The organism is Actinomadura oligospora ATCC 43269 (genome assembly GCF_000518265.1).
GTDB classification, from domain to species: domain Bacteria; phylum Actinomycetota; class Actinomycetes; order Streptosporangiales; family Streptosporangiaceae; genus Spirillospora; species Spirillospora oligospora.
The window spans coordinates 273,095-298,211 of sequence record NZ_KI912411.1; the positions used below are offsets into that span (position 1 = coordinate 273,095).

At 71.2% G+C, this 25,117-nt stretch carries 8 protein-coding genes; 6 read left to right on the top strand and 2 right to left on the bottom strand.

Features of this window, described 5'->3' with window-relative positions; genetic code table 11:
* Positions 1-676: 676 nt before the first annotated feature.
* The 3 genes from P696_RS0138255 to P696_RS0138265 are packed head-to-tail and all read left to right on the top strand — an operon-like array spanning position 677 to position 21,023.
* On the top strand, positions 677-2,329 hold the full coding sequence (locus P696_RS0138255; RefSeq protein WP_157430182.1) for a phospholipase D family protein: 1,653 nt from the start codon (positions 677-679) through the stop codon (positions 2,327-2,329).
* Positions 2,326-12,315: a hypothetical protein gene (locus P696_RS0138260; protein WP_157430183.1), complete on the top strand. Its 9,990-nt coding sequence runs from the start codon at positions 2,326-2,328 to the stop codon at positions 12,313-12,315. Before P696_RS0138255 ends, P696_RS0138260 begins: the two co-directional genes overlap by 4 nt.
* 50 nt (positions 12,316-12,365) lie before the next feature.
* The gene (locus tag P696_RS0138265; protein ID WP_026416455.1) at positions 12,366-21,023 is read left to right on the top strand and encodes a LamG domain-containing protein; all 8,658 of its coding nucleotides are present in this window, start codon (positions 12,366-12,368) and stop codon (positions 21,021-21,023) included.
* An 81-nt stretch (positions 21,024-21,104) separates the two neighbouring features.
* Here the strand turns inward: P696_RS0138265 and P696_RS50920 are convergent, their stop codons facing one another.
* Positions 21,105-21,908, bottom strand: a complete 804-nt coding sequence (locus tag P696_RS50920; RefSeq protein ID WP_051468805.1) for a hypothetical protein — start codon at positions 21,906-21,908, stop codon at positions 21,105-21,107.
* Positions 21,909-22,090: 182 nt separating this feature from the next.
* Here P696_RS50920 and P696_RS50925 point away from each other — a divergent pair, with 182 nt between their 5' ends.
* From P696_RS50925 to P696_RS0138285, 3 genes are read left to right on the top strand one after another with little or no spacing between them, the layout of a single operon-like run.
* On the top strand, positions 22,091-23,149 hold the full coding sequence (locus P696_RS50925) for an AraC-like ligand-binding domain-containing protein (protein WP_211245965.1): 1,059 nt from the start codon (positions 22,091-22,093) through the stop codon (positions 23,147-23,149).
* 9 nt (positions 23,150-23,158) lie between these two features.
* Entirely contained in the window at positions 23,159-23,956 is a 798-nt protein-coding gene (locus tag P696_RS0138280) for a thymidylate synthase (protein WP_026416456.1), read from the top strand.
* Positions 23,957-23,987: 31 nt separating this feature from the next.
* Positions 23,988-24,449 (top strand): dihydrofolate reductase, encoded by a 462-nt coding sequence (locus tag P696_RS0138285; RefSeq protein WP_026416457.1) that lies wholly within the window; start codon positions 23,988-23,990, stop codon positions 24,447-24,449.
* Between the two features lie 34 nt (positions 24,450-24,483).
* On the opposite strand, the gene P696_RS0138290 is transcribed toward P696_RS0138285, so the two are convergent.
* The gene (locus tag P696_RS0138290; protein ID WP_026416458.1) at positions 24,484-25,038 is read right to left on the bottom strand and encodes an NADH-quinone oxidoreductase subunit B; all 555 of its coding nucleotides are present in this window, start codon (positions 25,036-25,038) and stop codon (positions 24,484-24,486) included.
* Positions 25,039-25,117 lie beyond the last annotated feature (79 nt).

Below are 25,117 nucleotides of genomic sequence, written 5' to 3' on the forward strand. Positions count from 1 at the left end.
TCGTTCGGAAGCTCCTGCTCGAGGAGCTTGCCGTTCTGCTCGACAGGCCTAGGAACCGCTCGCGGGGGTCGCAAGCGCTCTGAAGCGTGTGGTCATCGTTCGGAGTACCGAACTCGCTCATGAAGAAGTTCCCCAATCAGGCTGAATCCGCTCATCTGGGCCTTCCTTCCTCGTGAGACTGGACGCCGATAATGTTCAGAGGTGAAGTAGTGCGCTCTGCGCTCCATACTCCACCACACGAAACACAGAGTCAACAATCAGGTTCACCGTGTAGCAGGACCGGGCCCCTCCTCAGGAGACGGATCAATGCCCTGCCATCCACTCACGCTCGCCCATCTTCGATGCATGACTCGAAGTCCTTTATGTAATGTTTTGTCTTGATTATTAGGGGGCGAATTGTGGTGGTTTGGTGGGATGGTCGCGCTGTGGGCGGGCAGGGGTGGGTGACTGGAGGGGCAGGGGTCGGTGGCGGGGTGGTTGGGCTGGTCGGCGGCCGGATTCGGACGGGGCGTTGTGGGGGTAGGGCACTTGTGTGAAAGTTGGCTCATCGCTGGCCTCACCTTCATCATTCCTGAGCTTGACTGGCGTTCATGACCGATGCCCGGTCACCGTCTTCGGCAGCCGGAATGCTGATTTGTGTCGGGGAGTCGCATATTTAGCTTCGGGGAGCCGTCTGGTGGCTGATATCGATGCTCTGATGAAGAAGTACTTCGTTCAGCCGGAGGACACCGTTCCTCCTTCGGAGCCGCTGCCTGCCACCTTCGGGGGCTGCAAGGTCACTCCGCTGATCGACGGAACCACCTACTTCAACGACCTCAAGGCGCAGCTCGCGACCCTGGGCGTGGGATCGCCGACCGAGAACGCCAACCAGTTCATCTACATCGCCGGCTGGGACCTCCACCTGATGGGCGGCAAGATCCTCCCCGCGCCCGGCTCGTCCGGCACCTACCTGCCGACGGTCGAGCTGGAGCAACCCTTCTCGCTCGACGGTCCCGCGGCCCCGCCCCCGGCCCCGGCCCTGGCCGGGCTGAACAAACTGCTCAAGGACAAGGCGAGGGCCGGAGTCGACGTCCGGATCCTGGGCTGGGCCTCGTTCGCCGTCATGGCCGACAACTTCGTCCAGAGCAAGGCGGTGGAACACGGGCTGGCCAATATCCGCAACGTCAACCTCGCCACCCTGGCCGCCATCCTGGACCTGCGCACCGAACCCAAGCTCGCTGAGAAGGCCTGGGTGAACATCCTGACCCACTCCGCGGGCTCCGCCCATACCAAGCTGGTGATCCTCGGCAGCGGCAGTGGCGGCATCGGCTATACGGGCGGGCTCGACTTCGTGGGCGACCGCCACGGCTCCCAGCCGCACCCCGCCCGGCAGTGGCACGACGTGCAGGCGAAGGTCGAGGGCCCGGCGGTGCAGGCGATGCACGACTTCTTCCGCGACATGTGGAACGAGGTCAGGGGCCGGAAGGTGCGGCCCTTCCGCTTCGGCTTCACCAATCTCGACAGCCACACGCCCGCCTCCCCCGCCCTGGCCGCGCGCACTCTGCCGACCACGCCGGCGGGCAGGCACCACGTCCAGTCTCTGCGCACCCTGCCCCAGTTCAACTACAAGAGCAGCAACCGGCTGCCCGAGAACGACAAGATCTCGTTCGCGCCGGCCGGCGTGTTCGAGGTCCGCACCGCCTGGTTCAAGGCGATCAAGGCCGCCGACCGCTACATCTACATCGAGGACCAAGGGTTCTGGTCGATCGAACTGATGCGCAGGCTGCGGGACGCCGTCCAGGCCAAGCCTGACCTCAAGGTGATCCTGGTCGTCGGGGTCGCCGACCCGAACGATCCGGTCTTTCCGCCGTACGGCCTGGTCGCGTTGACCCAGGGCCTGCTGAAGGGGCTGACCACCGCGCAGCGCGCCCAGGTGGCGATGTTCTCCCGCAACGTGATCGTCCACACGAAGTCCACCATCGTGGACGACCACTGGGCGATCATCGGGTCGGCCAACGCCTTCCGGCGCAGCCTCTACACCGACATCGAGCACTCGGTGGCCGTCCTCGACGAGGAAGACTCGCTGGTGCAGGTGTACCGGGTGGAGCTCTGGAGCGACTCGTTCGAGCTCCCCTTCGCCGACCAGCCGAAGATCGTCAATATCGACAAGGCGCTCAACGTCTGGAACTCCTCCTGGGGAACCTCCGGCAGCGGGGTCACCCTGCCCTCCAGCATCAAACCCGTGGCCCTGCCCACCGTGGAGAAGACGCTCACCGAGAAGGAGCAGGAGAGGTACGACATGTTCGCGGACGTCGACTCGCGCGACGCGTGGGGAGCGTGCACGTCATGACGATGTTCATCACCCTCAAGGACTACCTCGGCGACAAGTGGCCGCCCTTCCTGCCCAAGCCGTCCGACCCCGCCGTCCTCTCCCACATCTGGATCGAGCCGCCGCAGTCGACGGTCGAGCCCGACAAGGTCAACCTGCTGACCCGCCTTCTCCTGGAGCAGGACCTCGTCCTGGCGCTGCCCGGGTTCGACGCGGTGAGCGTGGTGCTGAAGCGCGACGCCGGCGGTTCCGCCGACTCCGAGGGCCTCGGCCTCGAGATCGACTTCGTCCCGCAGACCGTGCTGCGTGTGACCGACGCGCCCGTGGCGCTGCGTTTCGGCCCGACGCTGCTGCGCCCCATGCGCAAGGTGACCGGCGGCGGTGACGCCCGCTACGAGCCCGACCCCGGGCGCCCGTTCGTCGAGTTCGCGGTGCCGAAGGTCAGCGGGACGGCCAGCAAGGACGGCATCCAGTCCGACACGCCGTTCACCGCCGCGCTCCCCTACCCGGTGCAGATCGCCGGCACCGGAGTGGTGATCGACAGCGCCATGGTCGGCTTCCACCAGGCGGGCGGCAAGGCGTGCCTGGTGCTGCAGTGGAAGGAAGGCGCTCTCGGCAAGCTGCTCGGCCAGTTCGTCCCCAACCTCGGCGACCGCAGCCCGGCGGGCGAGCAGGACGTCACTCTGCGCCTGATCATCGGCGCCGACGGCCTCGAAGAGGCGCGCCTCGACTGGCAGGCGGCCGCCCCCGGCGCCGCGTTCGCGCTCCCCGGCCTCAGCGTGAACGTCCCGGCGTCCAGCCGCTTCTCGCTGCTGTTGATGCGTCAGGGGGCGGGGCTCGGCCGGGCCGCGTTCGTCGTCACTTTGACGGGGGACGATCCGGTGACGGCGGGCAGTACCTTCGCGTGGGGGCGCGATGGTGATCGTGAGCTGCACAACGACGAGCCGCCCCAGCCGCCGGACAAGCCGCTCTTCGCCGTCACGCTCAAGCCGACGGGCGGGCCGCGCAGCCTGATGCTGCTCGACGTCACGCTCGGCGCGCCGAAGCTGCCCGGCTTCTTCCGCCAGCTCACCACGCCGATCCCCCCGCTGGACCTCAACGATCCCGTCAGCCTCTGCAAGCCCGTGGTCTTCGACCCGGCCGACCTCGGGGCGGGGTGGAGTGCCCAGCTGAGCGTCAACATCGACGCGGGTGGCGGGGCGTTCACCCTGCCGTTCCTGAAGCAGGGTCAGGGCGGCGACTCCCAGTTCCTGCAGCTGTACACGAACACGCCGCTCACGGGGCTGCCGATCACGTTGCCGCAGGGCGAGGTGAGTTTCGATATCGGGGTTCGGGTCCGGGTCCTCAGTATCAGTTTCGACCTGTTGTGCCGCCTGACGTTCAATCTCAGCACGTTCGCCCTGAAGGTCGACCATGACCAGGGGATCCAGCTGCGTTCCAAAGAGGCCGAACGCGAGTTCCCGGATCTGTTCGGGATGCGCTGGCGGTTCAAGGGCAAGGACCTGGGCGACAAGACCTTCCACTACTTCACCATCGCCACGAAGGACTACCACTATCAGGTGCAGCAGCCTGAGGGGGCGGTGCTGGAGCTGGACTTCACGCGGGCGAGCGAGGAGCCGATCACTTTCAGTGTGCGGGATTTCGCGCTCACGCCCAAGGGTGTCAACCTCGCCGCGACGGTCACCGACCGGCCTGCTCGGTTGAACGGGCTGCGCACGCGGTTCCGGTTCACCGACAGCGGTTTTGTGATCCGTGAGAACCGCATCGCCGACTTCACCTTGGCCGGGTCGGGTCCGCTGCCGCCCGACCTGGTGGGTGACGCCACGGCTGACATCGCGTTGCAGTTCGCGCAGCGTGACGGCGGCAATCTGACTCTGGTGCAGGGTGCCGCGAACCTGCGTGGTGCGAAGTTGCTCGACTGTAAGGGGACGCGGTTCCAGTTCTCGGTGGACGCCCTGGGTCTGCGGTTCGTCGACGACGGTGCTTTCCACCTGTACTTCACCGTCACCGGTTCCGCGCAGTTCGTCCTGGCTCCTGGCGATGACGCCGATGGGCCGCTGGGCCTGCTCGGCAAGACCCGCATCGACCTCGTCCAGTGTCCGTTGACCGGTGATGCCCGGGTGATCGGCAAGCACGTGAAGTTCCTGATCGAGCTGCCCAAGCCGAAGTCCTTCCACTTCCTCGGCTGCTTCGAGATGGAGCTGCGGGCGATCGGTTTCGTGCCGCAGTGCGAGTTCTTCGGCGGCGACGGGGCCATGCAGGTGACGGGCCAGCTGAAGTTCGCCCAGGGACCCGGTGACACGCCGGACTCGCGGCCCGACTACCACGAGCTGTTCATCGGCCTGCCCGCGCCGGGCGAGTTCGTGCCGCGCGTCCACTTCACGCGCCTGCCGGTGAACCTGGCGATCGGCGCCGCGTTCCGGCTCAACGGCGTGGTCGACTTCGTGGACGAGCCCGACCAGACCGGGTTGATCGGCGAGGGCGTCGTCCAGATCCAGGGGCTGCCGACCATCGCGGCCAGCTTCGGATTCCTGCGGGTGCGTCGTGGCGCGGGTTCGCCCTGGTTGCGGGCCTGGTTCCTGTATCTGGAGATCCGCCAGGTCAGTTTCATGATCCCGGTCATCCAGATTTATCTGCGTGAGATCGGGATGGGGTTCGGCTACCGCTTCACGATCGCCTCCATCAAGGCGGCCGATGCCGAGAACGATGTGAAGAAGCTGCTGAAGACCCTGGAGGGGCTGTCGCGCACGCAGGGGGATCTGTCGAAGCGGGACCGTTGGGCGGTGGATCTGGAGGACGCCGGGCAGGATCCGCGCTGGACGATCGTCCTGCGGGCGATGATCTCGCAGACCTCGGCGTCGGCCTCGCCGCTGCGATACGAGGCGTTTGCGGAGGCCGACCTCGCTTGTGTGTTCCTTGTGGACGCGATCATCGCGTTCCGCAGTGACCTGACGTTCTTCATGGCGGTGCGGGGCTGGTTCAACACCAACTACGCCGACTACGTCGACAACAAGGAAGGTGCGCGCGAGAACCCGATCCTGAGCGGGTTCGTGCTGCTGTCGCCGCGTCAGAAGCGGTTCCTGGCGCATGTGGCCAAGCCTGAGGGCGGCAAGCCGGGCAACCACCCGCCGCTGCCCGACTTCGTCCGCGACGCGATCGCCAACAGCCGTTTCTCGGCGACGTTGCTGATCGAGCCGGGCCTGTTCCATTACGAGCTGGGCTGGCCCAACATGCTGCGCTGGCACATCGAGCTCGGTCCGTTGGGCCTGGAGGTCGAGGGCGGGTTCATCTTCCGTGTCTCGACCACGGAGATGGTGCTCGGGACGAGCTTCCTGGCCCGGGGCAAGATCGAGCTGAGCGCCGGTGTGGATCTCGGGCTGGTGGGCATGCGGATCAGCGCCACCGCGCGGGTGGCGTTCGGGGCGCGGTACATCGGCGTCATCGACTTCCGTGATCCGACGGGCAACTCGGCGGTGTACGGGGCGATCGGGCTGGAGGTGCAGGTCGGCTTCGCGATCGAGTTCTGGATCAAGATCCCGCTGGTCTTCACCACGATCCGGCTCTCGTTCAGCTTCAGCCTGGAGATCGCCTACAGCGCGGGCCTGGAGATCGGTGTCAAGGGCCTGAGCGTGCCCGGCGTGCGCGGGGTCGGCACCGTCGGTGTCTCGTGCTGTGGTCACAGTCTGCAGGCGACGGTCAAGGTGGCGTTCGAGGAGGACAACGTCCAGGCGGCTCTCGACCGGACCAAGCAGTTCCTGTCGCTCGGGCTGGAGGCCACCGAGGTCGATCCGGTGCCGGGCACGGCGGGTGCGATGGACGCCGCGCCGGAGTTCATACGGATGCAGGCGGCGCGGCGCCCCGCCCTGCCGCCGCGTGCTCTCGCAGCCGTGCTCCGCGAGGAGACGGCGGCCCCGGTCGAGGCCGATGTGTTCCGCGTGCCCGGCTACGTCGTCTTCGTGCTGCGTGACGCGCCGAGTTGGGACGCCGACCACCAGATCTACTTCGTGCTGCTGCCGCAGGGCGAGCGGCTGCACCGGGACGCGCAGGGCCACCTCATCCTCGACGAGGACGGTTTCCCGGTGGCCGAGCCCGAGCTGGGATTCCTGCCCCCGCCTCCGGCCGACGGCACCGTGGTCGGGAAGGACTTCTCCCTGCGTGTGCCGCAGCCTGCGGCGGGTGAGAGCTACACGTTGCGGCACTTCGAGCCTCTGCCGACCCCGCAGTTCGTGGATGTGACCGGCGCGGTCACCGGCGGCAACCCGATCACGTGGGGGGTGAACTGGGCGGCGCGGCTCTACGCCGACGGCTCCGCCGAGCGCCGCGTGGTGAACCCGACGACCGGGGACCCGGGCACCCCGACGCCGCTGCAGGACGGGATCAGCCTCGCGCAGCACCTCGGCAACGCCTTCAAGCAGACCTACACCGGCGCGGGGGACGGCGCGGTCGCCCATCCGGTCGGCGATCCCGGCGCACTGCCCAACTACCGTCCGCCGGTGAGCGACCCGCGCGTGCAGAACCCGTCCGACAGCTCGTTCGAGGCGGCGGTGCGGGGAGCGTACAAACAGTTCGGTGGGTCGCCCTTCCTCAAGCGCGACCCGCAGGAGTTGTACGAGCAGCTGCTCGATGAGGCGTTCAAACCGGAGACGAGCATCTACGCGGGCGACGGCGCCGCCCACGACGGTGACGATCCCGGTTCGGTCAGCGTCGTCCAGGGCAACCAGCAGGCTCACCAGCTGCGCGGTGTGATCATCCACGACATCGTCTCGGACCTGCGCGCCTTCCATGCCGAGGGCGACCAGGCCAAGCGGGACAAGCTGGTCGCCGGGTCGCTGGCCTTCCAGATGGGGCTGGTGTTCGCGGTGAAGACCGCCGACGGTCGCCGTCCGGCCTGGCTCGACCAGGTCGCGACGGGCCTGGACGGCCAGCCGTCGATCAGCCAGCGTGAGCGGCCCGACGCGACCGACCCCGGCACCAGCAAGCAGGACGTGCGGACGTTCAACGTCGCCCAGGCCCAGTTCAGCCTGTTCCCGCCCGAGTTCCAGCAGGTGCGCCAGTACAGCGACGCGAGCACGATCGCGTTGGCCTGGGAGCTGAGCTGGCGGCGTGAGGCGTTGCCCGGAGTGAGCCGGGCCCAGAACGACCCCGACCATCACCTGGCGCACTACCACGTGCGCAGGCGCGCCCTCGACGGTGACGAGGCCGAGCACACCACCACGGTGAAGCCGGTGAAGGTGTTGCACCGCCACAAGACTGATATCGCCGGGGCGGGCCCCGCCACGCCGATCGACACGCTGTCGCTGCTGCAGCCGCGGTTCCAGGTGGTCGACCACTTCCCGGACACGGCGGGCGACCGTGCCGCCCTGCCGCGTGAGGGCCGTAGCTACGTCTACACGATCACCCCGGTCGACTTCGCCGGTAATGCCGGGCGTCCGCTGACGCTGATCGCGACGCGTTACCCGAACACGCCTCCCGCGGTGCCGGTGGACGGCGATCTGACGGTGAGTTACAGCATCGCGCCGTCGGACCTCGATCCGGCGGGTGGGGCGGCGACGCCGCAGGTGATGCCACCACGTCAGGTGTACGTCGAATGGAGCGAGCCGACCCGCCAGGACGGTCCTCCGGTGCCGATCCGCCACTACCGGCTGATCTTCCGTCGTGAGAGCACCGTGCCGATCGGCTCCTACGGGCTGGACAGTACGACCCAGCGTGGACGCACCGAGGGTCTGCCGACGTCGAACGCCCGGCCGCTGCCCACCGACGTCGAGATCGACCTCGAGCACGTTTTCGGGCCGCCCGGCGCTCGCGCGGCGGTGATCCCGGTCGACACGCTGCGCAAGGCTGGCGTGCTGCCGGACGGCGCCTGGCGTCCCGAGGCGTGGCGCGTGTTCTTCCAGACGGTCTCCGACCGCGACGTGCCGTCGGCGCTGGCGCCGGTGCAGCTGATGCTCGCCGCCGAGGCGGTGACCACGCCGCCCACCTCCCCCGCGCCGACCGACAGCATCGAGCACTCGCTCAACCCGCGTGAGGAACGCCGCCCGGCCGAGTTGGAGTGGCTGCCGCGCCCGACCGGCTTCGACGTGGTCCTGCCCGAGGACGAGCGGGCCGAGCCGGGCCTGGCGCACGCGCCGATGCCGCTCTCCGGCACGGGGACCGGTGGCCCGCCTCCGTTCGTGTTCACCGGCGACATCGGCAAGGTCGTCGGGTTCCGCGCGCATCCGCTGGGCATCCGGGCGATCCGGTTCCGTTGGAACCAGGGGCCGAGTGGTGCCGCCGCCTACCCGCTGGAGCTGAACGCCGGTTACCGGCTGTTCGAGCTGAACATCGACGCGGCCACCACCGACACCTTCGCCAGCGGCGCCCGGCTCGCCGAGGAGCTGCGGCTGCTGCAAGAGGTGCAGATGCTCCCGGCGGACGACCTGCCGCTCGTGCCCGGGGACACCTTGAACACCAGCCAGTGGGAGGCGTGGTATCCGGGCGCCGTCCAGCGTCGCCGTGCGCCCGATCCGTCCGCGCAGGGCGTCCAGGACGGGCGCGGTCCCTGGTATTCCTGGCAGGACTCCTATCTGGAGTGGCCGGAGTGGCAGGGCGTCACCCAGCCCGGTGGTAAGCGCGAGGCGCCGGTGCATCCGCTGCTCGGGCGCCTGGTGGAGCGGCTGCGCGCGCTGCGGCCCGGCAGCGGCACCGACTCGCAGGGCCAGTTGACGGGCGGGTACGCCGCCGCGCTCCAGCTCAGCCCGCCGACGTTGCCCAATGGCCTGGCCGATTTCCTGGCCAGTTGCCCGCCGGGCGCGGACCGGTACGGCTGGGGTGCGCTCCAGCGTCTCGGTCTGGCGGTGACCTTCAGCCTCCACGACCCCGACACGGGCGCGGTGCGCGGGCCGAAGCTGCTGGAGCTGCTTCAGGGGCTCTTCGCACGGCTGGAGAGCAGCGAGCTTCCCCTCGATCCGGACGCGGCTGCCTTCGCTGCCGTTCGCCGTCACCTGCATGTCGAGTTGTTGTTCCAGCCGGGGCGCAGCATTCAGCTGGGCGAGCGTCCGGCCGGGGGCGACGATCTGCTGGCTCTGGTGCAGATCAGCTTGCGGCCGACCGTGCGGCAGCGGCTGCGCTACCGCGCCGTCACCATCACCGGACGGTCGAACGCCGATGTCGAGGTGCGTTTCACTCTCGCCGCGCCCTGCAGCCTGGTCGACCGGCCGGGCGGTGGGGCCGGTCAGGTGGAGCTCGAGCCGCAGCCCGCTCCGATCACCCGGACGGTCCGGCTGCCGCTGAACGGTGAGGCGGCGCTGCTCCTGCGCGGCGCGTCGCTCCCCGCGACGATCGAGGTCCGCCCGCAGGCCAGGCTGACCGCCGATCCCACGCCGTTCGACCCGGCGATCGCGCCGCTGCTGGACTACGACGCGGGCCGCAAGCTGCTCAGCGCCCACACCATGCTCAGCGCCGACCAGCTCGCGCTGTTGCGCCCGTCCCTCGCTCCGGCCGACCTGCAGGCCGTGGAGGGCCTGGCCGGGACGGTGCGGACCGAGGACTTCGGCCCGGCCGACGAGCGCACCCACCACTTCACCGTCGCGACGGACGCGCTGGCCAAGCTGTTCTCCACGGCGGACGACAGCGTGCCCGAGCACGTCCAGTGGATGCGGCTGAAGTACTACCTGGAGACGCTGAACAGCAACGACCCCAAGGTGCCCGACACCGGCAGGGTCGACCTCCCCGTCGACGAGGCCGGGATCGCCAAGGCGCTGCCCGACGTCCTCGCCTGGACGGCGCGTTTCTTCGACGCCGGCGGCGCGGTGGAGGTGGGCGCGGACGGGCTGGGGAAGACGGGCGCCGGTCCGTGGACGGCCACGGCCTACCCGCGCGCGGGATCGCCCGCGCTGGCGACGCCGGACGCCGACGGGCGCCTGACCTACACGCAGCTGATCGAGGACCGCTGGGCGCACACGCTGCGCTACTACTTCCAGCCCTACGGCCGTTACGACCTGCTCTGGCAGAGCCTGCGCCGCTCCCCCACGCTGTTCCCCGGCCGCGCTGCCACCGAGGTCGACACCCCGGTCGTGAAGGTGGACCCGGCTGCGGGCGGGCTCGACGTGGTGATCGACCGGACGCAGGCCGTGGACGCCCCGATCGTCCTCGGCTCGCGGCGGCTGGACGAGGCGGCCACCCCGGCCCGTCCGCCCGCGCCCGGCGCGATCTGGGAGGTGATCGTCGCCCAGCACCACGAGCAGACCCTGGCCGAACGCAACCAGACCCTCGTCCGCCAGCTGGCGTTCCGGGGGCTCGCCTTCACGCTGCTGCGCCGCTTCGGGTACGCGGACTGGTACGCCTGGGTTCGCGGCTTCGCCCAGGAGCATCAGCGCGAGGTGCCCGTCCGCCTGGTCGAGGACGACTACCCGGACATCCCGGACGCCCTGCCGGGCGTTCCGGACCATCTCGTCCTGGACGGGACGGCCGATCAGGACGAGCTGCGCGGCCTCGACCTGCCCGAGCGCGTCGGCGACTTCTCCCAGGGCGTCCTCGCCCTGCAGTGGCGGGCCCTGCCGTTCTACTACGAGCACCGCCTGCTGGTGGTCGCCCAGACCGACGGCACCGTGTCGCCGATCAACAGCGTCACCCAGCGCGACCTGACCTACCGCTCGCCCTTGCCGGACGCCACCGTGAGCGGGACCGACATCGTGTTGCACCGCCTGCCGCCGTTCCCGCCCCTGGTTCGCGGGGACGCCGGGTTCCAGGCCGACACCCGCGTGCGGACCGTCACCATCCCGCTGCGCCGGTTCTGGGACAGCCTGCCCGACGAGGCCCAGCAGCGCTGGCCCGCCGAAACCCCCGATCCCACGACCGGCACCGCGACGGCGCGCAAGCTCGGCGCCCTGCCCGACCCCGAGGTCGTCTACCAGATCGTCGAGCTGTTCAGCGGCAACATCGAGGTGCAGGCCGAATGCTTCTACGACCCGGTCGCCAAGAAGTTCACCCACCGCCAGCTCGGCAAGCGCTTCCTGGTGGCGCGGACCACGCTGGCGCCTCCGGCGGGCGTCCTCGGGGACTTCCCGCTGGCGGTCGATCTGGTCCAGGTGAGCGAGGAGCAGCTGGGCAGCGGCTACGACACGACCGGCCTGCCGCTCGACACGCGCAACCGGGTGGCCATCGATGAACACGGGCGTCTGCTGTTCGCCGGGGTGATGACCAAGGCGGACCGCGACGCCCTGGTCCGGCTGATGCACGAACCGGACGCGGCGAAGATCCGGGCGCTCTTCGAAGGCTGGTACGCCACCGAGCCGGTGAGCGCCCCTGCGGCGAACCTGCCCGACCGGCTCCAGGCCCTGATCGACTTCCTGCCCGCGCCGACCCTGACCCTGGTCTGGCAGGGCCCCTCGGACGCGTCCGCCGGAGATCTGCGGCGGCTCCCCGGCGACAGCGCCTTCACCGGGGCCATCGCGCAGATCATCACCCAGGCCACGGGCGCGGGCCCGGACACCGTTACCCGCGTGGAGATCCCCGCCGGGCCGGAGCAGATCCCCGGCGAACTCCAGAACAAGGTGGCGTTCACGCGCAACGAACCGGGCACGCAGTACACCGGCATCACCTGGACCGGCGCGATGAGCGGCGACGACATCGCCGCCCTGCGGCGCTGGGCCCGGTTCCCCGAGTTCGCCGACGCCGTGGAGAAACTGATCGCCGCGGTGCACGACGCGAGCGCGACCGTCCCACCGCCGCCTTCGGTCACGGTGCCGTTCACCGTTGCGGTGCGTCCCGTCCAGGCCGGGCTCAGCGGCGTCCTCGCCGAAAAGCTGCTGCTCGGCGCCGTGCTGATGCGCCACCACGGCATGATGCGCGCCGACGATCCGGCCGCGCTGCTGGCGTCCTACCCCGGAAAACCCGACCAGCTCGCCCTCAGGCGACTGCACCACACGAGCCAGGGCAGCGGAATGCGCGGCCGTTCCCTGGTGATCCGCGCCCGCCGTGGCAGCGCCACGCCGAGCGAACCGCGACCGATCGATCCCACGGACCTGTGACGGCCCTGGACGGCGGCCCCACGGGGCCACGAGCGGACTAGGAGGAGCAGATGCCGAAACTTCCCGACCTGCCGAAGTTGAAGATCGCGGGCCCCTTCTGGACGGCCGAGGCCGAGGTGATCCGGCTGGCCGATCCGGCCACCAACCTCGCCTTCCGCACCCTGTACGTGGACACCACGCCACGCCAGGCGGTCGGCGACAACACCGTGCTGCTGCCGGGCTCCCTGCTGGCGCTGGTCTACGTCACCAGCGTCACGATCAGCCCGACCAACGCCGCCACGCCGCAGTACACGTGGACGCGCAGCGGCACCAAACCCGACGGCCACCTGTCACCCCAGGCGATCCGCACCGCGATCAACGCCGGCACCGCCAGTCTGCTGCTCCTGCAGGCCCCGGCCGACGGCTGGCCCAAGAACATCGTCGGCAACCTGCCGGTCTTCACCTGCCTCGGCGGCGAGATCATCCTCGACGCGATGACGGCCCAGGCCAACGCCGCCCAGCGGCTGTACACCGCGCTGGGCCTCGGGACGGCGCCGATCGGGCAGCGCACCGGCCCAGCCCACCTGCTCGGCTCCCTGGCCGTCCACTCCGGCGGCCTCTCGGCCTTCGGCCAGGTCCGACTGCTCTGGGACGGCGCGCCGGTCACCGCCGTGTTCCAGCTCGCCCGGGTCGTCCCCGACCCCGAGCCGACGCCGGGGACCAAGGTGCGCGGCTTCCGGATGACGATCGAGACCGAGCGGCTGACCGACGGCGAGCGGGCGGCACTCATCGCCTCCTGGCGACGCCTCAACCGCTACCTCAACCCGAACAACCCGCTGAACGGCACGGTCCAGCCGGTGCCCGCGCCGCAGTGGGCCACCCTGGAGCTCGCCGACCCGCTCGCCGTCCCGCGCCTGTTCTGGGAGATCACGCCCTGGCAGGAGCAGCCCGGCACGCGCCCGATCAGCTTCGCGGGCGAGGAGTTCAGCCTGCTCCTGAGCGACCGGCAGCCCTACGACCCCGCCGTCCAGCCCGACACGCTCGCCCGGATCACGCCGTCCAGCGCCCGGGTGAGCACCGACGGCACGAAACTGCGGGTGCAGCTGACGGCCGGGGACCCGCCCACCGGCTCCCCCGGCACGCTCGGCTACCAGGCCGCCCGCGACGCGTCCGGCTGGAACGAGCACGTCACCCTCGCCGCCACCACACTCGCCTTCGACCCGAACGAGGCCGCCCGCCGCCTGCGCGCCACGTTGCAGGCGCCCGAGCCGTCCTGGACCCGGCCCGCGACAGGAACCGCCCGGCCCGTCACCCCACCGGTGCTGTGGGGGTTCACGCCGTTGGACGACGGCTGGGCCCAGCTCCCGCTGCCCAACCTGTCCGAGCAGGTCTACCTCGACGCGGGCGTGGCCCAGGCGACGCCCGTCCCGGCGCCCGACAACCTGCTGCGCGGCGCCGTCAGCTACGGCAACGACGATCCGTCCGGGCTCGGGCAGGCGCCCGGCGAGCAGCCCTGGAGCCTCACCCTCGCCGCGGCCCGGCACATGACCGGCGTCTGGGTGCTCGGCCCGGTCGGCGCGGAGTACCGGCTCCAGTCGGCCGACCTGACACTGGACGCGCCCGAGGTGACGCTCAACGGCCTGTTCTGGTTGAGCACCGAAGCGCCGACCGCGGCCGACGCCCTGCCCGACCTCGACGACTGGATCGGCGGCCTGGCGACCGTCCCCCTGCACACCGTCACCGGACGCGAGCTGTTCGCGCCCCTCGTGCGGCTCGCCTTCGACGCGATCGGCTTCGCGTGGCGGAGCACGCCCGCCCCTTCGGCCGGGCTCGGCGTCTGGGCCTTCCAGTACGGCGTCGATCCGGTGCTGCTCCGCGCCCTGGTGAGCGCAGGCGTGCTGGCGCCGGACACCCTTGGTGCGGCCCTGCCGCTGGTCTGGCGTCGTCACCCGACGCTGCCGATGGTGCAGGCCCTCGCGCTCACGCAGAGCGTCAGCCCGCCCAACGTGCCGATCGCGGGCCGTCAGCTCGTCCCGTTCGAGCTGCCGGTGACCCGCCAGGACGGCCTGGACCTGCCGAACGGCTGGCGCTTCGTGGCGGACGGCGCCACGGGCTGGCCGCGCTACGGGGGCGGCCTCTCGCCCGCCCGCGAATGGATCGGCACGGACGCGGACAAACTGTACGACCTGCCCTTGGTGGCGCTCTCGCTGCCCGGCCTGGTGCTCGACCCGCGCGCCGACGGCGACCCGCCGCAGAGTGATCCGGCGCTCGGCCTGGCCGTCCAGTACCGCCACGACCTGCCCTACACCGACGAGGTCCAGGCGCTGGCCCAGCTTCCCCGGATCCCCAAGGACCCGCGTGAGAGCTCGCCGCTGCCCGACACGGCGCGGCCCGAACCGCCGCGTCCGCTCACGCGCTCCGACTACGCCGCCCACTGGCGGCGGCTCACCGAGCGCGCCGGCCTCGCCGCCGCCGACGGCGTGGCCGCCTTCGCCCGGCAGGACGGCCAGACCGTGCTGCGCTTCCTGGCCTCGATCCGCGCCTGGCCCGTCCGCGCCACGCTCGCCCTGGACGGCTATCCCGGCGAGCTCCGCCTGGACAACGCCGACCCCGCCCACAGCGCCCCCCTGACGCTGACGCGTGAGGCGGCCCTGCTCGGCATCGACGGCGACTTCACCGACGAGGGAAGCGGCCTGCGCCGCCTGCCCGCGGGCACGCCGCCGGACGCGGCCCAGTACCGGCTGACGGCCGGAAGCATGGCCGCCCGCCGCGCGGGCGACACCGGTTTCGCCGACCAGCGCGGCCTGGTGCGCGGCGCGAGCGCGACGGCGACCAACCTGATCCGCACGCCGCTGAGCCATCCCACGGCGGGCGACGTGCAGCTGACCACCACCCGTGTGCCGCTCACCCTCGGCCACGCCGCAGCGGCCTGGCAGCTGTGGTTCCGCGACCTGCCCGCCCAGGGGTCCGCCTTCACCAAGGCGTCCGCCCGCTCACCCAAGGCCGTCGAGCTGGACCTCGACGCCAACGACCCCGAGGCGCGCAGCAGCGACTACGAGCACCGCACCGGGTACGAGTGGCGGCTGCGCCCGCTCGACGACGATCCGGACGCGCCCCCGCCCGGCCTCGACCTGTTCGGCCTGCGCTTCTTCCCCCTGGTGCTCGACCGCGTGCTGTTCGCCGGTGACGGCGTCGCCACGGTCGAGGTGATCGGGCGGTTGCAGCTTCCGGTGGCCGGCTCCGACGGCGAGCAGACCGATCTGAGCAACTGTGTGCGGCTGACCTTCTCCGGCGGCGGCACCGCGCTGACCCTCAGCGCCATCGCCATCGAGGGAACCGTCCTGGAGTGGCCGCTGGCCGTCTCCGCAGGCGAGGCCGGTGACGCGCCGCGCCTGCGGGTCGGCGCCATCGCCCTGGCCTCCGGTGGCACGGGCCTGACCGTCGACCAGGTCCGGCTGTACTTCCACCTGTTCCAGGTGGAGTGGGCGGTCGGGCTGCCGCCGATCGCCTTCCCCAATCCCGTAACGCCGCCGTTCACCCTGCCCGGCGCGTCCGGCCAGGATCCGATCGTGCCGCAGAAGGTCGCCCTCGGCCTCGACATGACCGGCGGGAAGCACACCCTGAAGCTCACTCTCGCCGTGCGGGTCGGCAGGCCGCCGACGGGTCTGCAGGCCCTCTACCGGTTCGACGAGGGCAGCGGCGCCATCGTCCACGACTCGTCCGGCGTCGGTGATCCGTTGCACCTGACCGCGGCCTCGACCCTGGGCATGAGCTGGAGCGCCGGCGGCCTGACCCTCACCAAGCCGACGCTCCTCCGCTCGGGCGCTCCCGCCGCGAAGCTGACCGCCGCGGTGAAGGCGAGCGGCGAGATCAGCGTCGAGGCGTGGGTGAAGCCCGTCACCGGCCTGCTGACGAACGGGCAGTTCGACATCCTCACCGTCTCGTCCGACGACGCGCACCGGAACGTGACCCTCCAGCAGCGCAAGGGGCTGCTCGACTCCTCCAGCGTGGACGCGTGGCTGCACACCGATGCCACCGACGACACCGGCAGCCCCGACCTGGCCACACCGGCGGGTTCGCTCGGTTCGCTCGGCGGCGCCCTGACCCACCTGGCCTTCACCCGCTCCGCCGACGGCAAGACCCGGATCTACATCAACGGGCAGCTCAAGGCCGAGCACACCGTGGGCGGAAGCCTGGGCGCCTGGAACGACCGGTTCGAACTGGCCCTCGGCGACGAGTTCACGGGCGGCCACGCCTGGCTCGGCAGCTACCGCATGGTCGCCCTCTACAGCCGTGCCCTCGCCGCCGAGGAGGTGGCCGCGCGCTTCGCCTCGGGTCCGGCGACGGCGCCCGCCACGCCCCGGGGGCAGGCCCTCGCCGCCGCGCTGACCTTCGACCTGATGGCGACGGGGACGGAGCGTTTCACGCTCGACTCCGCGAGCCTCTTCGACGACCTCACCCTCGCCGTCACCCTGCCCGACGGCTCGCCCGCGGCCCTGGCCGGGGACACCACGCTGCAGTTCGGCTGGAACGGCTACAGCGCCCCGCAGCCGGACGGCCTCCAGTTCCTGCCGGGCATGCGCCTCGCCGACGCCCACACGCCCGGCCTGGGCGAACGCGCCGCCCCCGGCTTCGCCACGGTCACCTTCCGCGCCACCGCCCGGCCGGACGACCTGCCGAAGCTGCCCCTGACCGGCGCCTTCGTGGAGGCCCTGCTCGTCGCCCACTGGGGACGCTCGCTGCACGACCCCGTCCCGAACCGGACCGCCGACGCGGCGCAGCTGTACGGCTCCTCGGCCGGCGACCTCGTGGTCGGATACACCTCACGCCTGGACGGCGCGGACTGGCAGGAGCGCTTTCTGCTCAACGGGATGCTGACCGCGACCGACCTGGTCTCCTGGCCGCAGCAGCTCGCCTACGACGCGGCCAACGCGCGCATCACCCTGCCCGCGGCCCGCGCCGCCGGAGCCCCGCCGCTGACCCACCTGCGCCACACGATCAGAGTCCTGCTGAACCAGCACGAACTGCCCGCCTCCACCCTGACCGGCGCCGACGGCCCGCTGCTGTTCACCTTCGCCCAGGGACGGAGCTGGCAGACCCTGGCCCTGGTCGAACACCAGCTCGTCGAGGTGACCCCGGCGGCCGACGGGAGCGGCGGAACCCTCGGCCGCGAGACCCGCTGGACGGCCGTCCAGGAGGTGCGCCTGCTCACGCCCCAGCGCGCCGCGCAGTTCCTGCGCGCCATGGCCGCCCTGGAGACCACCGACCCCGTCACGGGCATCAGCCCGCTCGGCAGCGTGAGCGGCGGCTACCTGGGCGCGGGCCTGTCGACGCTGCTGGGCGGCTCGGGCGCGGCGCTCGACTCGCTGCCCCGGGACACGCTGCTCATCGAGGCGAGCGGACACCATCTGATCGGGCTCACGCCCGCCCCGGAGAGCACGGCCACCACCCTGCAGTTCCTCCCGACCGGCAGCCAGGGCGCCCTGCTCAGCAGTCCGGCGGACTACGCGCCCAGCGACCCCGCCGACCCGCGCTGGCTGTTGCTGACCATGCCGTTCCTCGGCCGCCTGCAGGACACCTCCCGGGACCTGGCCCAGCCACCCGCCGGGCAGCAGTCCAGCCCGCTGCAGGTCGACCCTCTGCTGCTCATCGCCCGCCTGCGCGCTACGGCTCCCACCACGGCCCTGCCTGCTTTGGCGCTCGCCTTCTGCGGCTGGGCCGACAGCACCCCGCTGCCCGTCACCTTCGCCAGCCTGGACACCGCGGTCGGCCGGAGCTTCGCGCGGCTCGACCCGCTCGCGTTGGAGGAGAGCTGGTTCCGCGCGCAGAATCCGTCCGCCGAGCCGCAGGGCGACCTGCTGCAGAGCGTCCTCGCGGCCCTTCCCGAGACCCCGGCGCGGCTCAGCCGCCCGGTCGCCCTGCGCCAGGCGTTCGACCCGCGCCGTCCCTTCTACCCGCCCCGCCCGGACGGGCTGCCTGCGCTGGCCGAACCCTCGCCGTACGCCGACCCCGTCTGGCGTGAGGACACGCTGCTCCTGACCCAGTCCGTGAGCACCATGGCGCCCACCAACACCCCGCCCTACGGCTGGACCCTGGCCGCCGCGCTCATCGCGAGCAGCGGGCTGCTCGGCCCGCCTCCCACGGGCGGCCAAGGCCCTCGCCGATACCCTGCGGCCACCCTCATCCCCGCGCCGCTCTCGCTCGACGGGACCGACAACCCACGTCCGCTGAACCTCGTGGTCAGCCCGTACCTGGGACTCCAGTGGCGTCCGGCCCCGCCCCTGCCGGCGAGCGGCCCGTCGCCGCTGCAAACCCGGCTGCTGCTGGCCGAGCTGCTCTGCCTCGCGCCCGGCACCGCACGGCTGCAACCCGTCGCGAGCCGCATGTGGAGCGTCCAGCCCGACAACCCCGACCTTGCCGACGAGAGCCACCTGCGCGCCCAGGCCCAGGGCTGGGCCGCGCAGTCCCAGCGCCTCCTGGCGCCCGAATCGCCGATCGCGGTCCTGCGCTACCGGATCATCAGCGACAACACACGCCCGGACAACCTGGGCGAGGCCGCCCTGACCACCAGCTACGCCTTCGCCCTGGTCCGGGTGACGACCACCTCGCCGCTCGCCAGGCGGCTGTTCCGCATCCGTCCGGCCCTCGCCGGCCTGCGTTACCGCGAGGGCCAGTGCAACGTCGCGGCGCTCCCCGCGAGCCCCCGCGACTTCGAACTCGCGCCGCCGCAGACGGTCGGGGTCCAACCGCTGTACCTCACCCAGCGCCCGGTGCGCGGTGACCTGCCCGCGTGGCCCTGGGGTCTCAGCGCGCTGCGCGTCAGCGTGCACTACACCAAGGGTGAGCAGGGCGTCATCGGCGTGGCCACCCCTGGAACGGCGGGCCAGACGCTCTGGTGGCAGACCGTCCAGCAGAGGGTGCAGTTCCGGTCGGCGCTCCACACGGACCGGCCGACCGGCGGCCTGCCGCGCCGGTTCCGCGCGCCCGCCGTCAGCAGTCTGCTCCCCGCGCCGCCCGACCCGCCGCTGCCCGCGCTGACCGGGCCGCTGTTCGACCAGCCTCCCCTCCCCCAGCCGGGCAACCCGCCGGGGACTCCCGGGGGACCGGCCCTGAACCGCTGGCAGCCCGTCCTGCCCGGTAGTTTGCGCTATCTGGTGAGCGGCGCGCGTCCCGGCGTGTTCGTGACGCTGCGCAACCAGCTGCTGCGTCAGAGCGGCGTCGCCCTGACCGGCGGGCACCCCCGCCCGCGCGGCCTGGCCATGCTCTCCGGCGGGCTGCCGGTGCAGCACCGTGTCCCGCGTCCGGTGCCGCTGCCCGCCAACGCCGACGGACGGCAGGGAGTCGCGCTGCGCACCTGGGCCAGCCACTTCGACCCCGACAGGCAGGCTCTGGTCACCCCGTCCCCCGCCGACGAGGCCTTCCGCGCCGCCTTCGAGGACCCGCCGAACAATCCGACCTACCGGCAGACGGCCCAGCGCCTGCGGATGCAGCTGGCCGCGATCGAGCGCCACACGCTGGACGTGGCCTGGGACGGGATCCTCACCTTCGTCTACCGGATCGACGGCAGCATCCCGCTGGCCGGCGGGCAGAAGCCGCAAACGCCGGAGTCCGGGATCCTCGACTGGCTCCTCGCCCTGGACCTCGTGGCCGCCGGACAGGTCACGCCACTCGAGGACATCACCACCCCGACGCTGGCGCTGACCCCGGCCCTGCGTGCCCAGCTCGGCGCGGCCGGCGTGTCCCTGCCGGGGCCGGACGTCGACACCGTCGACACGGCGAAACTCGCGATCCGCCAGTTCGGGCTCGCAGGCGACCCGGCCACCCGCGCCGCCCGGGCCCGCCAGCTGATCGCCACCCTGCCGCCCGGCGCGGCGATCCTCGCGCGCGCCAAGGCGCAGTTCGCCCCCCACCAGCCCGGCGCGGAGCCGTACCACGACGGCTACGGCCACGAGCTGCGCTTCCCGCTCCGCGTGGCCGACCCGAACGCGCCCTACCTGCCCCTCGTCCCGCGCCACGTCCACTTCGAGGACCCCGAATACAACCGGCGGCTCGCCTCACCGTCCGCCCACGCCGGTGTCTCGGTGCAGTTCCCCCAGCAACCGGGCGGCACCACGAGCCCGCAGCGCGCCATCACGCTCTCCGCCGAGCGGCGGGAGTGCAACCCCGACGGCACGCTGGCCCTGCGCGTCGACTGGGACGAACCGCCCCCGGGCACCCCGCAGGTCACGCTGACGCTCCAGAAGATCGACCTGGACCAGACCCCACGCGACCTGGTCGACCCCGACGCCGCGAGCGGCCCGCGAACCGTCGTCCCGGGGAGGCTCTACGAGCTCTCGCTGGCCGCGATCCAGAAGGCGAACGGCCCGTTCACCCCCGGTGAGCGCCTGCGGCTCGTCGTGCACGTCGACTCGGGCCCGGTGAAACCGGCCGTGGTGCAGCTCGACATCGCCACCGTCGAGGCTCCGGTGATCCCGGCGACCGACGCGGCGTACGCCCTCCTGCGCAGGCAGACGGTCGGCGACCGTACCCACGTCGAGTGCGTCCGCTTCGCCTGGGCCCCGGAAGCCCAGCGTGTCGAGCTCGTGAACCCGGCCGACCTCCGCACCGAGGTGGTCCGCCGCCGCGCGGTCTTCCATTTCACCGACTCGACCCGCCCCGGCCGAGCCGACCTCCACACCATCCAGAAACTCGCCCAGACCGGCTCGACCCACATCCCCCTGGTCACCTGAGGAAAGACCGGGTGCCCTCGGCTCTGCCTTGGGCACCCGGTCGTGCGTCAGGGGACGCGTGGGTGGATCAGATCAGTCGGGTCAGCGCTTGCCGTGGTAGCGGTCCCAGAGGGCCTGCATGTGGCCGGTGTAGACCACGACGTTCCCGTCGTTCTGGACGGCGAGCCAGGTGCCCTTGCGCCAGGTGTGGGTGGACCAGAGCGCCTTCTTGGCCTTGCTGTACACGACCAGGTTGCCGTCGGTCTGCATCACCGTGTACGCGCCCGGGTGCCCCGACGTGCGGGTGTGCCACTGGAGCTTGCCGTAGCGGTACAGCGCCAGGTCGCCGTTCGGCTCCTGACGGAGCTGGTAGGCGCGGTTCTGGGAGACGACCTTCTGGTACGGGTAGAGCGTCACGCCGTTCGACAGGGTCGAGATCCACTGGTAGCTCGACCAGAGCGCGGTGCGCCCCTTGTAGACGACCGCGTTCCCGTCGTTCTGCAGGGAGAGGTAGGCGCCCTTGTCGCCGTCGGTGTGGCTCCTCCAGTAGGTGCGGGTCCCCTTGGCGACGGCCAGGTCACCGTTGGTGCGCATGGTCGCGGCCGAGCCCTTGACCCAGGTGTGGGAGCTCCAGATGGACTTGGAGCCCCTGTAGACGACCAGGTTGCCGTCGGACTGCATGGCCAGCTTGTACCGGCCGTCGGGCGAACGCAGGTACTGCCCGGCCTTGAGGGTCTGGCCGGGCTTGAGCACCGAGCGCACGGCGCTGGCGTCGACCTTGGCGTCGGAGCTCGCGGCGCTCGCCTCGGCCTTGGTGCCGGAGTGCGAGGCGAAGACGGGCACCGCGGCCGCGACGGCGGCCGTCGCCAGCCCGGCCGCGGCGAGCGCGGTCAGCTTGATGTTCATCTGTGAACCTGGATACCCCTTCTGTCACGTGCGCGTGGAGGCGCACTGATGGTCAAGGGGCGACCCTATGGCCAGCGGGTTCTGCGATGTGTGCGGGGCGTGCGGCTTCGCTGTGCACCGCGTGCACCGTTGCCGGGGGCGACCGGGCGCCGCTGTCGGTGCGGTCTTGTAGCGTGCACCGCGTGCGATTCGGGGCAGATGAGGCGTCGAAGGGGCGGTGCGGCGGGGACTCCGCAACCGACTCGGCGGCGAACGGGGTCGAGTGGTTCACCGAACAGGTCTCCCGCGCGTTGATGCCGTCGGAGTTCAGTCCGCTGGACTCCGGCAGATTCCACGCCGAGGGGGCCCAGCTGGATCTGGGGTCCGTCCAGGTGTCCAGGTTCGCCTACTCTCCGCTTCGCTCGCGCCGGACGATGAGGTTGATCCGCGCCGGGGATCCGGAGCAGTACCAGCTGGGTGTGGTCCTCAGGGGCAGCGCGTGGTTCGCGCAGAACGGTGCCGAGGCGGGCCTTCGGCCGGGGGACATGGCGATCTGGGACACCTCCCGCCCCTACGAGTCCGGTTCGGGGCTTGACGGCCGTGACGTCGAGGTCGGGGTCCTGCAGATTCCCAAGTCCCTGATGCCGTTGCCGTCCCAGCAGGTCGACCGGTTCCTCGCCCGGCGGGTCCCCGCCGGAAGCGGCCTGCCCGCCGTCCTGACCGACTTCCTGCTCTCGCTCGCCGCGAACGCTCCCGGCGCCCGTCCGGGCAGCATGGCCTCGCTGGGGCACATGGCGGTGGAGCTGACGGCCGCGAGCCTCGCCCAGCATCTCGGGGGTCACCGGGAGGTGCCCGCCGAGGTCCGCGCGCACGGGCTGCACCGCCGGGTCAACACGTTCATCGACCAGAACCTGGGCGACCCCGACCTGTCTCCCCGCCTGATCGCCGAGCGGCATCACATCTCGTTGCGGACGCTGTACACGCTGTTCGAGGGCGAGCCCGAGGGGGTCGCGGCGTCCATCCGGCGGCGCAGGCTCGAGCGCTGCCGGGCCGACCTGTCCTCCCCCGAGCTTCGGGACCGGCCCGTCCAGGCGATCGCCGCGCGCTGGGGTTTCACCAGCGCCGCCGCCTTCAGCCGGACGTTCCGCGCCGCCTATGGCATCAGCCCCCTTGATCATCGCCAGCAGGCCCTCGGTGATCACGGGACTCCCGCGGGTCCCGAGTCGCGGGCGGACGTCGGGCGGCGCGGTTCTCCTGAATAGACTTGCGGTATGCCGGACACGCAGTACGAAGACCTGCTCAGCCATGTGCTCACCACGGGTGCCCGCAAGGAGGACCGCACGGGGACGGGGACGCGTTCGGTCTTCGGCCACCAGTTGCGCTACCGGCTGTCCGACGGCTTCCCGCTGATCACGACGAAGAAGGTCCACTTCCGGTCGATCGCGTACGAGCTGCTGTGGTTCCTGCGGGGCGACTCGAACGTCCGGTGGCTGCAGGAGAACGGCGTCACGATCTGGGACGAGTGGGCCGCGCCGGACGGCGACCTCGGTCCGGTCTACGGCGTGCAGTGGCGGTCGTGGCCGACCCCGGACGGCGGGCACGTGGACCAGATCAGCGAGGTCCTGCGCACGCTGCGTGAGAATCCCGACTCCCGGCGGATCATCGTGTCGGCGTGGAACGTCGCCGACATCCCGCGGATGGCGCTGCCGCCGTGCCACGCGTTCTTCCAGTTCCACGTCGCCGACGGAAAGCTGTCCTGCCAGCTGTACCAGCGCAGCGCGGACCTGTTCCTCGGCGTGCCGTTCAACATCGCCAGCTACGCCCTGCTGACGCACATGATCGCCGAGCAGGTCGGCCTCGACGTCGGCGACTTCATCTGGACCGGGGGCGACTGCCACATCTACGACAACCACCAAGAGCAGGTCCGCACGCAGCTCGCCCGCGAGGCGCGGCCGTTCCCGACCCTCAGCCTGAAGCCGGCCGACAGCCTGTTCGACTACACCTACGATCACTTCACGCTGAGCGGCTACGACCCGCACCCCGGGATCAAGGCGCCGGTGGCGGTGTGATCGAAGGTGGCGGTGTGATCGGGGTGGCGGTGTGATCGGGCTCGTCTGGGCGCAGTCGTCCAACGGTGTCATCGGCCGTGACGGCACGTTGCCGTGGCACCTGCCGGAGGACATGAAGCACTTCCGTACCCTGACCGCGGGTGCGACCGTCCTGATGGGGCGCCGCACGTGGGAGTCGCTGCCGCCGCGGTTCCGGCCGCTGCCGGGGCGGCGCAACCTGGTGCTTTCGCGCACGCGGCAGGACGGCGCGGAGACCTTCCCCGACCTGTCGCAGGCGCTGGCCGCAGCGACCGGGGACGTGTGGGTGATGGGTGGCGCGGCCGTGTACGAGGCGGCGCTGCCGCTGGCCGACCGGATCGAGGTCACCGAGATCCGCGAGCCGTTCGAAGGCGACACCTACGCGCCGAACATAGGTCGCTCAGCGGACTCCGTCGGGCCCTGGCAGGAGTCGTCCACCGGCTTGCACTACCGCTTCCTGACCTGGAACAACTGAGGTCGGCGGCCCCGGTTCCCGCGGACCGGTGTGCTCACTCAGGGCCGGATCGGACGTTGATCAGCGGTAGCCGTGTGAGGCGGGCTCGTTCCTCCGCGGCGATCTCGGCCTCGCGGTGGGCGCCCAGCCTGGTGTTCTGGACCTTGTCGTGGATCTTGACGATGGCGTCGAGCAGCATCTCCGGGCGGGGCGGGCAGCCGGGCAGGTAGATGTCGACCGGGACGATGTGGTCGACGCCCTGCACGATCGCGTAGTTGTTGAACATGCCGCCGGACGAGGCGCACACGCCCATCGCGATGACCCACTTGGGCGCGGCCATCTGGTCGTAGAGCCGCCGCAGGACGGGCGCCATCTTCTGGCTGACCCGTCCGGCCACGATCATCAGGTCGGCCTGGCGGGGCGTCGCGGAGGCGCGTTCCATGCCGAACCGGGCGAAGTCGTGGCGCGGGTCGCCGACCGCCATCAGCTCCATGCTGCAGCAGGCCAGTCCGAACGTCATCGGCCACATCGACGACTTGCGCGCCAGCCCGGCCATCGTCTCGACGGTCGTGAGCAGGAAGTCGCCGGGGAGGTGTTCTTCGAGTCCCATAGTCCTTCCAGGCTGGTCGGGCGCGGAACGGGGATCAATCACCGATTCCGCCATGATCGTTTGGTCGCGCGACACAATG

Excerpts from the sequence above, each read along its gene's own strand:
- P696_RS0138290 (WP_026416458.1), bottom strand. The coding sequence starts at position 25,038 with ATGGGACTCGAAGAACACCTCCCCGGCGACTTCCTGCTCACGACCGTC.
- P696_RS0138265 (WP_026416455.1), top strand. The coding sequence starts at position 12,366 with ATGCCGAAACTTCCCGACCTGCCGAAGTTGAAGATCGCGGGCCCCTTC.
- P696_RS0138280 (WP_026416456.1), top strand. The coding sequence starts at position 23,159 with ATGCCGGACACGCAGTACGAAGACCTGCTCAGCCATGTGCTCACCACG.
- P696_RS50920 (WP_051468805.1), bottom strand. The coding sequence starts at position 21,908 with ATGAACATCAAGCTGACCGCGCTCGCCGCGGCCGGGCTGGCGACGGCC.
- P696_RS0138260 (WP_157430183.1), top strand. The coding sequence starts at position 2,326 with ATGACGATGTTCATCACCCTCAAGGACTACCTCGGCGACAAGTGGCCG.